At 70.8% G+C, this 13452-nt stretch carries 12 protein-coding genes; 5 read left to right on the forward strand and 7 right to left on the reverse strand.

Annotation, left to right across the window (positions count from 1 at the left end; translation table 11 throughout):
* Positions 1 to 42: 42 nt before the first annotated feature.
* Both QNO09_RS03155 and QNO09_RS03160 read right to left on the reverse strand, forming a co-directional pair.
* Positions 43 to 1758, reverse strand: coding sequence for a SpoIIE family protein phosphatase (locus tag QNO09_RS03155; RefSeq protein ID WP_283968468.1), 1716 nt, complete (start codon positions 1756 to 1758; stop codon positions 43 to 45).
* Positions 1759 to 1958: 200 nt separating this feature from the next.
* Positions 1959 to 2759 carry an endonuclease/exonuclease/phosphatase family protein gene (locus QNO09_RS03160; RefSeq protein WP_283968832.1) on the reverse strand — a complete coding sequence of 267 codons (801 nt, stop codon included), beginning with the start codon at positions 2757 to 2759 and terminating at the stop codon, positions 1959 to 1961.
* Positions 2760 to 3041: 282 nt separating this feature from the next.
* Here QNO09_RS03160 and QNO09_RS03165 point away from each other — a divergent pair, with 282 nt between their 5' ends.
* Positions 3042 to 3737, forward strand: a complete 696-nt coding sequence (locus QNO09_RS03165) for an ANTAR domain-containing protein (RefSeq protein WP_283968469.1) — start codon at positions 3042 to 3044, stop codon at positions 3735 to 3737.
* A 77-nt stretch (positions 3738 to 3814) separates the two neighbouring features.
* On the opposite strand, the gene QNO09_RS03170 is transcribed toward QNO09_RS03165, so the two are convergent.
* Positions 3815 to 5308, reverse strand: coding sequence for a phosphatase PAP2 family protein (locus QNO09_RS03170; RefSeq protein ID WP_283968470.1), 1494 nt, complete (start codon positions 5306 to 5308; stop codon positions 3815 to 3817).
* Positions 5309 to 5542: 234 nt separating this feature from the next.
* Here QNO09_RS03170 and QNO09_RS03175 point away from each other — a divergent pair, with 234 nt between their 5' ends.
* Both QNO09_RS03175 and QNO09_RS03180 read left to right on the forward strand, forming a co-directional pair.
* Positions 5543 to 6625 (forward strand): AI-2E family transporter, encoded by a 1083-nt coding sequence (locus tag QNO09_RS03175; protein WP_283968471.1) that lies wholly within the window; start codon positions 5543 to 5545, stop codon positions 6623 to 6625.
* A gap of 152 nt (positions 6626 to 6777) precedes the next feature.
* Positions 6778 to 7344: a DUF2238 domain-containing protein gene (locus tag QNO09_RS03180; RefSeq protein WP_283968472.1), complete on the forward strand. Its 567-nt coding sequence runs from the start codon at positions 6778 to 6780 to the stop codon at positions 7342 to 7344.
* 89 nt (positions 7345 to 7433) lie between these two features.
* Here QNO09_RS03180 and QNO09_RS03185 read toward each other — a convergent pair whose 3' ends face one another.
* Both QNO09_RS03185 and QNO09_RS03190 read right to left on the reverse strand, forming a co-directional pair.
* Positions 7434 to 8009 carry a PepSY domain-containing protein gene (locus tag QNO09_RS03185; RefSeq protein ID WP_283968473.1) on the reverse strand — a complete coding sequence of 192 codons (576 nt, stop codon included), beginning with the start codon at positions 8007 to 8009 and terminating at the stop codon, positions 7434 to 7436.
* A 141-nt stretch (positions 8010 to 8150) separates the two neighbouring features.
* Positions 8151 to 8594: an SPW repeat domain-containing protein gene (locus tag QNO09_RS03190; protein ID WP_283968474.1), complete on the reverse strand. Its 444-nt coding sequence runs from the start codon at positions 8592 to 8594 to the stop codon at positions 8151 to 8153.
* Positions 8595 to 8930: 336 nt separating this feature from the next.
* On the opposite strand from QNO09_RS03190, the gene QNO09_RS03195 reads away from it, so the two are divergent.
* Complete coding sequence (locus QNO09_RS03195; RefSeq protein ID WP_502962235.1) at positions 8931 to 9773, forward strand: SDR family NAD(P)-dependent oxidoreductase; 843 nt, start codon at positions 8931 to 8933, stop codon at positions 9771 to 9773.
* Between the two features lie 73 nt (positions 9774 to 9846).
* Here QNO09_RS03195 and hpnR read toward each other — a convergent pair whose 3' ends face one another.
* Positions 9847 to 11340 carry a hopanoid C-3 methylase HpnR gene (gene hpnR, locus QNO09_RS03200; RefSeq protein ID WP_283968475.1) on the reverse strand — a complete coding sequence of 498 codons (1494 nt, stop codon included), beginning with the start codon at positions 11338 to 11340 and terminating at the stop codon, positions 9847 to 9849.
* A 709-nt stretch (positions 11341 to 12049) separates the two neighbouring features.
* Positions 12050 to 12475: a (Fe-S)-binding protein gene (locus QNO09_RS03205; RefSeq protein ID WP_283968476.1), complete on the reverse strand. Its 426-nt coding sequence runs from the start codon at positions 12473 to 12475 to the stop codon at positions 12050 to 12052.
* Positions 12476 to 12683: 208 nt separating this feature from the next.
* On the opposite strand from QNO09_RS03205, the gene QNO09_RS03210 reads away from it, so the two are divergent.
* Positions 12684 to 13439 carry a DUF4142 domain-containing protein gene (locus QNO09_RS03210; RefSeq protein ID WP_283968477.1) on the forward strand — a complete coding sequence of 252 codons (756 nt, stop codon included), beginning with the start codon at positions 12684 to 12686 and terminating at the stop codon, positions 13437 to 13439.
* Positions 13440 to 13452: the final 13 nt, after the last annotated feature.

Here is a 13452-nt window from a genome sequence, read left to right on the forward strand (position 1 = left end):
GCATCGACGCCACTTGGCCCCCGCGGGAGGGGTTCCTGCCGGTCAGCTCTCGGGGACGCGCACCGCCAGGAGGGCCACGTCGTCGTCGTTGCCGGGCCGGACGCGGCGCAGGAGCTGGTCGGTGAACGAGGCGAGGGGGCGGTGGGCGAGGGCGGCGGCGTGCTGACGCAGTCGGTCCAGTCCCTCGTCGAGGGTGTGGCGGGGCGCCTCGATGAGGCCGTCCGTGTACAGCACCAGGGTGGAACCGGGCGGGAGCAGCGCGGTGGCGTCGGGGCGCCGGGTGCCCGTCTGGGTGCCCAGGAGGATGCCGTGGCCGTCGGTGAGGTAGCGGGCCAGGCCGTCCCGGCTGATCAGCAGCGGCGGAGGGTGACCGGCGTTGGTCCAGGACAGCTTCCACTGCCCGGCGTCGGCCGGTTCGACCCGGGCGAAGATCGTCGTGGCCATGGTGACGTCGGTGATGTGCTGGATCGCCTGATCGAGCCGTTCGACGATCCGGCTGGGGGGTTCGTGCTGGGACCAGGCGTAGGCGCGGAGCATGTTGCGCACCTGCGCCATGCCGGCCGCCGCCTCCAGGTCGTGGCCGACGACGTCTCCGATGGCCAGTGCGGTGGACTCGTCGGCCAGGGGGAAGGCGTCGTACCAGTCGCCGCCCACCTGTGAGGCGTCGGGAGCGGGCAGGTAGCGGACGGTCAACTCCAGGCCCGCGACGCCCGGCATCTGTGGCAGCAGGTGGTTCTGCATGGTCTCGGCCACCTTGCGCTGACGCTGGTAGAGGCGTGCGTTGTCCAGGGCGAGACCGGCACGGCGGGCGATGTCCTCGATCAGTGGAAGGTCCACGGGCGTGAAGGCCGGCCGGTTCGCGTCGCGCCCGAGGGTCAGCGCTCCCAGGACGGCGCGGGTGCTGCGGATGGGCGCGATGGCCGCCGAGTGCATCCCTGTGGCTTCGAACAGGCGGCGCTGCTCGACCGCGATGCCGGAATCCGGTGCCCCCTGGTAGGTCTGCGGTACGGCCAGGTTGGAGGCGACACCGCGCAGGGCTCTGGACAGGGGCATCGGGGATTCCTCCGGGATCGGCGGCATCGGCCCCTGGAGGTCTTCGCGGTGGGTGTACGTGTCACCCTCGGCGTGGACCACGATGCTGCGCCACACCTCGTCGCGTTCGGTGATCAGATCGACGACGACCCAGTCCGCGAGCCGCGGCACGACCAGCCCCACCAGACGGCGCAGCGCCTCGTCGACGTCCAGCGTGGAGGTCAGCTGCGCGGTGGTCTCGGCGAGCAGCGCCAGCCGGTGCAGCTCGGACAGCGGCTGGGCCGCCGGTTCCGGTTGCGGGTCGGCGAGTTCCTGGTGGTCGGGGGCGTGGAAGACGACGAGCGTGCCCGCGTGCCGGCCGCCGACGTCGTAGGGCGTGATCAGCCAGGAGATGCGCAGCAGGGTGCCGTCGCCGCAGACGAAGTAGGCCTCGTCGGCCTGGGCCGTGCGCCCGGCGTGGAACGGCTGCCGCATGGCGCACTGGGTTCGCGGCAGTGGCTGCCCCTGCGGGCCTCGGTGCAGCAGGTCGTGCGCGTCATGGCCGATCAGATCGTCGGCGGAGCGGCCCAGGAGCTGCTCGGCGCGGGTGTTCACGGCGACGACGCAGCCCTGCTCGTTCACGACGTAGGCACCGGCGCCGATTGCTTCCAGAGTCCCGGCCAGCACGACGGACGCTGTGGGCACGGACGCCCCCTCAAAGGTCTCCGTGTGCTCCGGCCCCGCCATCGCGGCCTCCCTGCTGATCGGGCCGGCGTCCTGTCACCGGCATCCCTGCCTGCTCGCCTTCCCCGTATGCCCCTGCGAGGAAGAATTCCACGTCGTGCGGCGACGCTCAGCGCGGGCGGGTCCCTGACCCGGCATTCAGAGGAACCGGGCCGGGCGGGCCGACGGCGACCCCGGCCCTGCGGGGAGCCGGGGTGGACCGCTCAGGTCAGGTCCAGGTCCGCGTACAGGAGGTGGTGGTCCGAGTGCGGACTCGGAAGCACCCGGTGACCGAGCGGGACGACGCCTCGCAGAAACACGTAGTCGAACTTGCTCTGCCAGTCGGTGGTCGGCCGGCAGCTCCCGGTGGACGACGGACGGCACTGCGGGTCCACGTCCGTGGCCAGTGCCCAGATCCGGGCGAGTTCGGGGGCGTCCGGCACGGCGTTGAGGTCGCCGAGCAGGATCGCGCGGTCGTACCGGGCGAACTCCCGGGCGAGCACACGGGTCTGACCGTCCCGGACCTCCTGCTGCTCCCGCTGGGCGAGATGGGTGTTGAAGACACGCACGGACCGGTCGCCCACCGTGGTGGTCACGGCCATGTACCCGCGGTCCTCGGATCCGCCGTCGGGATACTCCACGCTCACGGGGTCAGTCATCGGCGCGGCCGAGAGGATGGCCTGGCCGTAGGCGCCCGGATGCCACGGCGCGCCGCCGCAGCGGCCCCACTTCCGCAGCACGCTCCCGTACTCGACGCGGTACACCAGCCCGTGAAGGTTCTCCAGGTACTCCCGGATCCTCTCGACGTCACGCACACACGCCTCCTGGAGGCCGATGACCTGGGGCGCGTACGCGGCGATCTCCGCGGCCCGGTCGACGTCGCTCGTCTCGCAGGGGTTGCAGATGTTCCACGTCATGACACGGTTCGCCACGACGTCCCGGACGGCCTCGGCGCGCCGCCCCCCGGCGTAGAGGGCGCCGCCCGGTTCACTGGGGCCGACGAGCACCACGAAGACCGCCGCCATGGCGCCCGCGAACCACCGCGCGCACGTCCCCCTGCCGAGCACCCTCGCCTCCTCACCGCGGACACACCCGATGTCCGTGTCTCCGTGCACGAGGCTATGGGATGGGGCACGAGGTTACGGGAGGGGGTCGTCGGGCATGCGGGGACGGTGTCCTCTTGTATGCCGCCGCCCCGGGAGGACGCCGGGGCGGCGCCACGCTCCCGGCCTCATGGCGCCTTCGGCCGGGAACGGCCAGGCTGTGCATAGGGTGACTGAACTGGTGATCGACACGGGCGGTGGCACATGGAGTGGCAGAAGTTCGCCGAGGAGATGGCCGTGCTCGCCCGGACCCTGCTCAAACAGGACTCCGTGCAGGAGACGCTGGACGAGATCGCGGCGTCGGCCGTGAAGCTGGTGGACGGCTGTGACGCGGCCGGGGTCCTCGCGGTGCGCAAGGGCCGCGCCGTCACGCTGTCCTCCTACGGCGACATGGTCGAGGAATCCGACCGGGTGCAGGGTGAACTGGGTGAGGGGCCGTGCTTCGATCTCGCAAGACGCGTGGACGAGGACCGCGTGTTCCGGATCGTGGACATGACCCGGCCCCAGCCGGACTGGCCGCGGTACGCCGAGGCCGCCCGCGCACTGGGCATCGGGAGCATGACCGGGATTCTGCTCTACACCCACGACGAGGACTTCGGCGCGCTGAACCTGTACGCCCGACGCCCGGGGGTCTTCACCGAGGAGAACGCCACCGCCGGCTGGCTGCTGGCCTCGCACGCCGCCGTCGCCCTCGCGGACGCCCGCACCATCGACCAGCTGGAGCACGCCCTGGAGACCCGGCACGCCATCGGCGAGGCCATGGGCATCCTCATGGAACGCCACGGGATGAGCGAGGACGACGCCTTCAGTGTGCTGCGCAACATCTCCCAGCACCACAACATCAAGCTGCGCGACGTCGCACAGCGGATCCGCGACAAGCGCACCAGTGATCCGTCGTGACGGCTCGACCGCCGGGTCGACCACGCCGGACGAGCGGTGCGCGCCCGCGCTACCGCTGTGGCCGCTTCCGCCGGAGCTCACCGTCGGGGGGCGGCTCGCCGGTGTTCCGCCGGGTGTGTGGTGGCCTGTTCCTCAGCCCTGGCCTGGGGTACCGGACGAGTGATCCACCAGCAGGCCGCGGTCCAGGGCCCGGCCAGGACCAGTGAGGCCAGGACGTCACTGGGATAGTGGGCGCCCGCGTACAACCGCTCGACGGCGACCGCGGTCGTGATCACTGCGGCCAGGACCACGGAGGTGACGCGCCACCCCGTGTGGCCGGTGGCCCGGAAAACGATGATCGCCGTGCAGGCGGTGAGGGCCAGGGTCGCCGTGACGTGACCGGAGGGGAAGCTCGCGGTGGGCGGTAGATCGCTGTTGAGGTGCGGTACATCAGGACGGTCACGTGCCACCAGAGCCACGGTGACGAGGAACAAGGTCACCTGGCCCACCAAGGCCAGGGCAAGCAGCGCCAACGGCCGCCAGCTTCGGGTGACGGCCACGGCGAGCGGACCGACCACCGCCACAGCGGCGGTGATTCCCAGCGTGCCACCGAGGATTTGCAGGCCCGTGGCGCTGTCGTCCAGCCTCGGCGTGCGCGCACCCGCCAACTGGTGCACCACGGACCGGTCCCAGCTCGCCGGGCCCGAGCCCGGTCCGGCGTCCTTCACCAGGAGTCCCAGCCCATAGAGGGCACCGAGCGTCAGCAGCCAGACCACTCCCAGTGCGGCCGCGGCGACGAGCGGACGCGGCAGGACGGGGTGGTGGCGTTCGGGCACCGGGCGCAGTCCGGCTGCCGAGCCGAGGACCGGCAGTCCGGACGGCACGCGGGAGCGCTCCGTCCCACCGCCCTGAGCGACCCTCGGCAGCGGGTGCCCGAGCAGGCGGTCCTGCGGCCAGTGCCGGAAGGCGACCGCGGTCACCGCCAGCCAGACGGCACCCAGCAGCCAGCCCGCGACGACGTCACTGAGGTAGTGCACCCCCAGGGCCATGCGGGTGAACCCGACCAGGACGACGATCACGACCGCCACGACGGCGGCGAACCGGCGCGCCGTCCGGTTCATCGCGGGCAGGAAGACCAGCAGCAGCACACCGTAGGACACCAGGGAACTCAGCGCGTGCCCACTGGGAAAGCTCAGGCCGGAGGGTGTGACCAGGGGCTCGTCGACAACCGGCCGCAGTCGGCCCACCAACGTCTTGACCACCGAGATCAAGATCCAGGCGCCCACTGCGGCCACCACCACGTACAGGGCGGCACGTACCTGACGCCGCAGCAACAGCCACACGACGCCCACGCAGATCACCCAGGCCAGGGCCGGGCTGCCTCCCAGGGCGGTGACCACCCGCAGCGCCTCCACCACCACGCCGTGGTCGGCAACGGCGTCGTTGAGCCCGTCGGCCACCGCCTCGTCCAGCCGTCGCAGAGGCCCCCACGCGCCGCGCACCAGGAACAACAGCAGCACGAAACCCACCGTCGCCGGCAACAGCAGCGCCGACCCGGTGGCAGGACGCGGCATCGTCCGTCCGTCAGGCATCCACTGTTCCTCCCGCCTCGCGACCGACGTACCCGAGCGACCACGTCGAGGTGCCACCGAGAGCCGGTGGGGAAACATCGGCGGACGTAGCCGATGATCCGGATGGTCCCGGTTGATCGAAGCGCGGGCGCGGCGTCGGCCGGTCCGCAGAGAGGGCGCCCGCAAGTCGATCACGCCGCCTTTCCCGGGCGGGGCTCGCTCGGGCCGGGGGGGCCGATGCGTACGCTGGGGCGCGTGCAACTGCTGCCAGAACCCGTTCGTCGGCTTGCCGCCTGGTGCACCGTGATTCTGTTGGTCGCAGGGGTCACCTATGTCGCGGTCCAGGTGTTCGTGGCGCTCTGGCTGGCCCTCGTTCCCGCGCTACTGGCCCTGCTCGGCACCGCGCTGCTCCGCCCCCTGCACCGGTCGCTGGTAGCGAAGGTGAAGGTCAATCGGTCCGTCGCCGCCGGCCTCACCTGCGCCGCCGTCCTCGCCGTGGTCGGCGGCGCCGTGTACGTGGCCACGGCCGCGCTGGTCGACACCTGGGGCCAGATCGTCGTGTCGGTGCGGAGGGCGGTGCGACAGCTGGCCGATCAGTTCGGTGCGTCCGGCACCTCCCTAGAAGATCTCGCCGACGACGCCCTCGATCTGCTGGGCAAGTTCGGCGGGACAGCCGCGTCCAGCATCGTGGCCGGGGTCGGAGCCGCCGCTCAGGTACTCGGTATGACGGTGCTCGCCCTGCTGCTGGTCTTCTTCTTCCTGCGCGACTCCGACCGCGCCGTCGGCACCCTTCGCTCGTTCGTCCCGCGAAGCAGCGCCGACCTCGTCGAGGCGATGGCCCGGCGGGCGTTCCAGGGCGTCGAGGGGTTCATGCGGGGCACCACCGTGGTGGCCCTCATCGACGCGGTCTGCATCACCGCCGGCCTGCTGGTCCTGCGCGTCCCGGGGGCCTTCGGGCTCGGCGCCATCGTCTTCATCGGCGCCTACGTCCCCTACCTCGGCGCACTCATCTCCGGGGCCGCGGCCGTGCTGGTGGCGCTAGCCGACCGCGGGCTCGCCATCGCGCTGTGGGCGCTCGGGGTGGTGCTCGTGGTCCAGGTGCTCGAAGGGAACATCTTCCAGCCGATGGTCCAGAGCCGGACCGTGCGCATTCACCCGGCGGTGATCCTGGTGGCGCTCACCGCGGGCGGGGCCGTGGCCGGGATCATCGGTGTGCTCCTCGCGGTGCCGGTCACCGCCGCGGCATTCGGCGTCGTGCAGGAACTCCGTGAGCGATTCTCACAGCCCGAAGGGCCCGCCGAAACGGGGTCCTCCGGGAAGCCGGCCGCGGACTCCTAGCGGTGTGTCCGGCTCCCTTCTCGCACACCGGCGGCCGGGCGTTCCGGACGGGCCGTGCACCAATCCCGGACAGCCCCGGCAGCGAGGGCCGAGGGGTTCGAGGAAGCGTCCGCGGCGTGACTGGCGCCCGGCCGGGAGGGCACCCGTCGCAGATGTCGGACGTCGAGCCTCGCCCCCTGCGCCTCACCGCCGATGTGGTCCGTCTGTCGGTGCTCTGCGGCGCCGTGGTCCTGGCCCTCGTCTCCCGTGACGGGGCGGTGATGCTGACCCTGCTCTTCCTGGCCCTCCTGGTGCCGCGGATCACCCGGCTCCCGGCCCTCGTCGACCTGCTGGTGTGTGCCGTGCTGACCTGGGCGACCTGGTCGACGGTAGGCCACTGGTACCGGGTGGCCGACTGGTACGACACGCTCGTGCACTCGGTGACGCCCGGCGTTGTGGCCGTCGCTCTCCATCTGCTGCTGTCCCGCTGGCGGCTGGTTCCGGCCCCGGGAGACCGGACACTGCGTCACGCCGCCGGTCCTCTGGTCACGGCCGCTGTGGGTGCCACCGTCGCTGTCCTGTGGGAGTTGTACGAGGGGCTGGCCACCCAGGTCTTCCACGCTCACATCCCGGTCGGATACACCGACACCCTGGTCGACCTCGCAGTGGGCCTAGGCGGATCCGTCGTCGCGGGAATCGTGTTGACGTGGTGCGCGATCCGACGCTCCTCGGCACCGTAGGTCCGCACCGGCAGCCACGGGGACGAGGCAGCCGGCGCGGTCCGACGACTGTGCGCGTGTGCCTGGTCATCTGGCCGGTCCGAGAACCGTCAGGCCGGAAGGCGTTCGACGACCTTTCCCGTCGTGGCGTCGACGACGTGGACCGTCGCCTCGTCGTCGGCCACTCCGAGGACGCTCACCCTCCAGACCGGCACGCCGTCGCGCTCTTCCAGGCGGATGGCGGTGACGGTCTCACCGTGGTCGGCCGCCTCCCGAGCCGCTTCGCCCGGAAGGATCCGCGCTCTGTCCAAGCGCTGGGACAACGCCTGCCGCTCCGCGTCCGTGAGAGCGGGGGAGGAACTCGTCCCCAGCACCTCACCCCGGGTGGCGCCCAGCCGCACGGTGCGCAGTTGCTCGTCCTTGCCCATGACCCTGCTCTCCCACACGGGTGAGACCGACTCGGGTTCCTTGAGTTCCAAGGCGGCCAGCTCACCGGCGGGTACCTCCGCCACGGACAGCCGGATGGCGCGCTCGGAGGAAATCTCCACCATCCCGAACCGCTCGACGGGTTCGTTCAGCGGATCGTCACGACCACACCCCACGAGCAGCGACAAAGCGGTCAACGGCACGCACACAGCCACGGCGAGCCGCTGCCACCGGCGGCCACCGCAGAGGCGAGAAGTCACACTCATCACTCTCATGCGTGCCGACTATCCCTCCTCGCCGGAACGAATCACGCCGTGCGGTGCCGACCGGTGGAACCGCGCGGCGCCGGTGACGACAGACCATGCGGGCCCGTGCCGCCCAGGTCGCGCGGAAGCCGCGGTTCAGGCAGCCGGGGACGTGCGGGAGCGGGCGACGGGCAGCGCGGCCAGGGAAACGAGGGCCAGCAGAACGATCAGGCCCCCTGAGGCGACGTCGTTGAAGCGCGCGGCCTCGGTCATCGAAGTGTCCCCGTAGCCCGGCGCGAACGGTGCCCCGACCAGCCATGCGCCGGCAGCGATGAGGAGCGGTTCGGAGGGGATGCCGGGGGTTCGGACCAGACGGGTTGCCGCCGTCAGGAAGACGAGCACGCAGACGAGGATCTCAGTCAGACGGGCGTCGCTCGTCGGGTCCCCGGGCGGGTAGTCGAGCACCCAACCGGCCAGGAAAAGCCACACCGCCACCAGCAGGAGCACGACGCTGATGAGGAAGGCCCTCAGGGTGTCGGCGCTCTCCGCCCGGGGGACACGCCGAGCGTGCACGGAGGATCCGACGGAATGGTCGCGCATCGTCCATCCCCTTCTGCCACGAGGTGCCGGACGGGACGGTGAGTGCCGCGGCCGGAGGCGACCGCAGCGGCTTCTCCACGCCGCCCCTGTCATGACCGCCGAGCAAGGTCGCCTCCGCGGGTAGCCGGTGCGCGCGGCGACGAACGGCAAGGCGGGCGCGGCGGCGAAGGTGGTGTATCCACGAACGACGTACGCCCACGCCCCACTCCGATGAACCGGACATTGCCGCGTTTCGCAATATAAGTCACGGGATACTACGGGCTCGCCTTCTCCACCCCGAAGGACCGGGTATGCCCGTACAACGGCTCCCGGCCCCCACCTTGCAGAGGTGCAGACATGTCTCACGTGCCCCGCGTCGACGCCGCGAACACCGTGTCCACGCCGATGCGAGGGCCGGGACCGTGCCCCTCACAGAAGCTCTCCGGCAGAAGCGGACGGCCACCCACGGCAGTCGTGACCGGAGCCTCCTCCGGCATCGGCGCGGCCGTGGCGCATCGCCTGTCCGCCGAGGGCTGGCGGCTCGTCCTCAACGGACGGGACACTGCACGCCTGAGGGACGTGGCCGTCCGGACCGGGGCCTCGCGGTTCCCGGCAGATCTCACCGTGCCCGGCATCGAACAGCGGCTGACCCGGTTCGCCCTCGATCAGTCGGGGAGCGTCGACCTGCTGGTGGCCGGCGCCGGTGTCGGCTGGGCCGGCGACTTCGTGGACATGCCCCCGTCTGCGCTCACGGAGGTCATCGAAACGGATCTCCTCGCCACGCTGCGTCTGGTGCAGCAGGTGGTGCCCCACATGGTGGAGCAGGGCCATGGGCGGATCGTGCTCATCGGATCCGTCGCGGGGGTGGTGGGGGTGCGGGGCGAGGCCGTGTATTCGGCGGCCAAGGCGGCGGTGAGCACCTTCACCGACGCCTTGCGGTACGAGTTGCGCGGCACCGGCGTGGGACTCAGCCATGTGGTACCGGGCGTGGTCGACACACCCTTCTTCGAGCGGCGCGGAGCCGCCTACCCGCGGTCCCGGCCCAGGCCGGTACCCCCCGAACGGGTGGCGGACGCCGTATGGACCGCGGTCCGCCGAGGCAAGGACGAGATCTACGTTCCCGGCTGGCTTCGTCTGCCGGCGCGCGTGCACGGTGCCGCACCGGCCGTGTTCAGACGTCTCGCCTCCGTCTTCGGCTGATCGCCCCTGCGGCGTGCTCACCGTGGTTCTCGCCCTGCTCGCGGCGCTGTTCAGCGGTGGCCCGCCCGGCGCCCTACTCCGTCTGCTCGGCCTCGCGGCGGAGCGCGGGGCGGCTGTGGACATACAGTTCCCGACGGTTACCGATCTCCAGGTGCTGGGGCAGCGGAAGTTCGTAGCGCACGGGGCGGCGGTGGTCGGCCAGTTGACGTGCGGGGTTGTAGACGCGGTTGAACTTCCACAGCATCCGGGCGAAGTTGGTCTGTCCGCGGGCGAGGTTGCCGCCCAGTACGCGCAGCGCGCCCAGCGCGGTCCGCAGTCCCAGGTGCTTGCGGTTGATGACCGCCTGGGTCCGCACCAGTTCGCGGTAGAAGACGTCCAGGGGCAGGGTGGTGGGCACCACGGCGTGCTGGATGTCGAAGAGCCGGTAGTCGCGGGTGGTGAGTTTGCGCGACTCGGTGTGCCAGATCTCGGTGCCGGGGTAGGGCGTCATCACGGTGAGGTGCACGATCTCCGGGACGGCCAGGGCGAACTCCCGGACGAGGCGGAAGCGTTCCTCGTCCCATGCCGGGTCCACGATGAGGTTGATCGCGACGTTGATGCCGAGTCGGCGCGCCACCTCGAGGGCACGGAAGTTGTCGTCGGGGGTGACCCGCTTGCGGTAGAGGTCCAGTCCCTCGGCGTCGATGGCTTCCATGCCGAGGAACATGTACTTCAGGCCCAGACGAGTCCACCGCTGGAAGACCTCTTCGTTGCGCAGCAGGACGTCGCTGCGCGTCTCCAGGTAGTACTGCTTGCGGATTCTGCGGCGCTCCAGTTCCGCGGCGATGGCGTGCCCGTGCTCGGGCCGGATGAAGGCGACGTCGTCGACGATGAAGACGTTGGGCTCCTGGATGCTCGCCATCTCCGCCCCGGCCGCCTCCGGCGAGGCCTTGCGGTAGCTGCGGCCGTAGAAGGTCCAGGCGGAGCAGAACGAGCAGTCCCAGGGGCATCCCCGGGTGAACTCGATGGAGGCGCACGGGTCGAGTTCCCCGATGAAGTACTTGCGCCGGTGGCGCATCAAGTCGCGTGCGGGCACGGGACTGTCGATGCCGTGCAGCATCCGGGGTTCGGGTCCACGGCCCGCCGGTGTGACGATTCCCGGCACGGTGTCCAGACCGCCGTCCCGGACGGCCGCCAGCAGCAGGGGCACGGCCGGTTCCCCCTCGCCGCGTACCACCGCGTCCACGGCTCCTTCGCTCTGCGCGAGGACGTCCTCGGCCACGAAGGACACGCTGTGACCGCCGAAGAAGACGAAGCATCCCGGGTCGGCGCGCTTGGCCGCATGGGCGATGGCGATCGCCTCCGGAATGTTGGCGAGGTAGTTCAGGGACACGCCGAGAGCGTCGGGCCGGAACGAGGAGAACGTGCGGGCCAGTTCCTTCTCGCCGGTCACCTGGAGGTCCACGACTCTCACCTCGTGTCCCGCGTCGCGGGCCGCGCCGGCCACCCTCTCCAGGCCGAGCGGCTCCAGGCGCAGGAAGATCTCCGAGTACATCAGGGCGCTGGGGTGAACGAGGAGCAGGCGCATGGTCACCTCGGGGTCCGGCTGGAGGGAGACGAGGGCGGGGACGCTGCCATCGGGCCGACGGGTGCCGGACAGGCGGCCGGAGCGAACGGTGCCGCGTCCCCGGCCGACGGACGCCGAGGCCCGTCGGCACAGGTGCCGGCGCCGAGGGCCGAGGACTTGTGTTCGTCGGACTCGGTCATGTCGCTCCTTCGTACGTCCCGGTCGGCGTGGACGGTCCCATGCCACTCCGGGCCGGCACCGACCCCCGGTACGACAGGAGGGCACCAGTACCTCCACCTTCACAGCAGCCCACCGGACACGTCCCGCTCAGTGCGTACGGAAGGGTGACCCCGTCCACGGCCGTGCAGGCGTTCTGTCGTTCTGGCGTTCTGCGATCTGGCGTTCCGCGATCTGGCGTTCGACACAGCTCAACGGTCTGTACAGTCGCCCGGGCTCCGGGAGAAAGAGGGGAAAGGCGTTGAGTGAGGGGTGGGGAGCGGCGCTGGTCTGCTTGTCACTGGTCGGCGTCTGTGTGGCGGCCGGCTTCGCCGCCCGGGCTCGGGGCGCCGTACGGCGGTTCGTTCAGCGGTCGGGGAGCCCCTCCTCCTGACCTGCCACCGCCGTCCCGCGCGGTGGACGGCGGTGGCATGCGCGGGAGCCGTGTGGGCGGCTGTGGGCGACGGCTTCGGCAGGGACCGCGTCGGTCGGTCGGGATGCGCGGAGGGCCGTGTCAGCGGCGCGCCACGGCCACTCCGGCCGCGCCGATGGCAGCCCCCAGTCCGACGACCGCGAGGACACGCAGGGTCCGCTCCTTCAAGGGCGGGGTCGGTGCCCGCAGTGCGCCCCGCTCGAGCGGGCGGGACGTGGCTCCCACGCCCTCGGCGCGGGCCAGTTTCATCACCTCGGCGATGTGCAGTGCCTGCCGCCCGGTACCGGCGTCCTTGATCTGCGTCTTGCAGGAGAAGCCGTCGGCGACGACCAGACAGTCGTCGTCCGCGTCACGGACGGCCGGCAGCAGGGCCTGTTCGCCGCAGTCCATGGAGATGTCGTACTTGCCGTCCTCGAAGCCCCACGATCCGGCGAGTCCGCAGCACCCGCCCTGAAGGTTCCGCACGGTGAGGCCCATCTTCTCCAGCAACTCCTGCTCGGGGCTCATGCCGCCGGTCGCGCGATGGTGGCGGCCTCCCTCGGCGATGATCTCGTCAGGCTGCGCGTCGCCTGACGCCGGCCTGGAACCGCCTCCGCCGGACGGCCTCGACGCCCCCGGCCCACAACCAAGTGCAAAATTTGCCTGATGCAATGAAGGAACCCGCTCAGTCATGCGTACTTCCCTGTGATCAAACCGCCCTACCTCTGGAGGCACCATGGGCATATCCCGAGCCAAGGCCGGCAGCGTGTTCACCGTCGGCGCCCTGGGTCTGACCATCGCCGCGCTGGCCTACCCGGCGATGCTCGGAGTGGAGAACACGGCCACGTCGCCGGACCGGATCATCGCCAACACCCCTTATGGACCCCTCACAGAGGCCGATCGCGACTTCGTGGCCAAGGTCCGCGCAGCCGGGCTGTGGGAACATCCGCTGGGCTTGCTGACGATGCAGCGGGGCACGACGCCGGAGATGAAGGAAGCCGGTGAGCACTTGGTCGTCGGTCACGGCCGACTGGACGCCACCTGCCGAAAGATCGCCCCGGAGCTGAACATCACCCTCCCGAACCAGGCCTCCCCCCAGCAGCAGCAGTTCGTGGCCACCGTGGACAGCAGCACCGGCAAGGAGTTCGACTCCCTGGCGGTGAACATCATGCGCGTCACCCACGGCCAGATCTTCCCCGTCATCGCCAAGATCCGCGCCAACACCAGGAACACCCTGGTACGCCAGCTTGCCGACCAGGCCAACGACACCGTGCTCGACCACATCACCGTCCTGGAGAAGACCGGGCTCGTCAATCATGAACAAGTCAATCTGCAGCAGACAAGCCCACCCAAGATGCCCGAGGAGCAGACAACCCCGCCGCCCCCGCAACCGGGGTCACCGGTCCTCACGCTGAAGATTCCCAAGGGCCTGGAGGACCTCCAGACGAACGCTCCGAGTGCTCCCACCCCCTCTCCTCCGGCAGAAGGCTGACAGAGAGCCGCAG

This window comes from Streptomyces sp. 378 (assembly GCF_030124145.1).
GTDB lineage: Bacteria > Actinomycetota > Actinomycetes > Streptomycetales > Streptomycetaceae > Streptomyces.

Bases quoted from the DNA above. Each gene is read 5' to 3' on its own strand.
- QNO09_RS03190 (WP_283968474.1), bottom strand. From the start codon at position 8,594: ATGCGCGACCATTCCGTCGGATCCTCCGTGCACGCTCGGCGTGTCCCC.
- QNO09_RS03195 (WP_502962235.1), top strand. From the start codon at position 8,931: ATGTCTCACGTGCCCCGCGTCGACGCCGCGAACACCGTGTCCACGCCG.
- QNO09_RS03180 (WP_283968472.1), top strand. From the start codon at position 6,778: ATGTCGGACGTCGAGCCTCGCCCCCTGCGCCTCACCGCCGATGTGGTC.
- QNO09_RS03170 (WP_283968470.1), bottom strand. From the start codon at position 5,308: ATGCCTGACGGACGGACGATGCCGCGTCCTGCCACCGGGTCGGCGCTG.
- hpnR (WP_283968475.1), bottom strand. From the start codon at position 11,340: ATGCGCCTGCTCCTCGTTCACCCCAGCGCCCTGATGTACTCGGAGATC.
- QNO09_RS03160 (WP_283968832.1), bottom strand. From the start codon at position 2,759: ATGGCGGCGGTCTTCGTGGTGCTCGTCGGCCCCAGTGAACCGGGCGGC.
- QNO09_RS03210 (WP_283968477.1), top strand. From the start codon at position 12,684: ATGGGCATATCCCGAGCCAAGGCCGGCAGCGTGTTCACCGTCGGCGCC.
- QNO09_RS03155 (WP_283968468.1), bottom strand. From the start codon at position 1,758: ATGGCGGGGCCGGAGCACACGGAGACCTTTGAGGGGGCGTCCGTGCCC.
- QNO09_RS03165 (WP_283968469.1), top strand. From the start codon at position 3,042: ATGGAGTGGCAGAAGTTCGCCGAGGAGATGGCCGTGCTCGCCCGGACC.
- QNO09_RS03205 (WP_283968476.1), bottom strand. From the start codon at position 12,475: ATGAGCCCCGAGCAGGAGTTGCTGGAGAAGATGGGCCTCACCGTGCGG.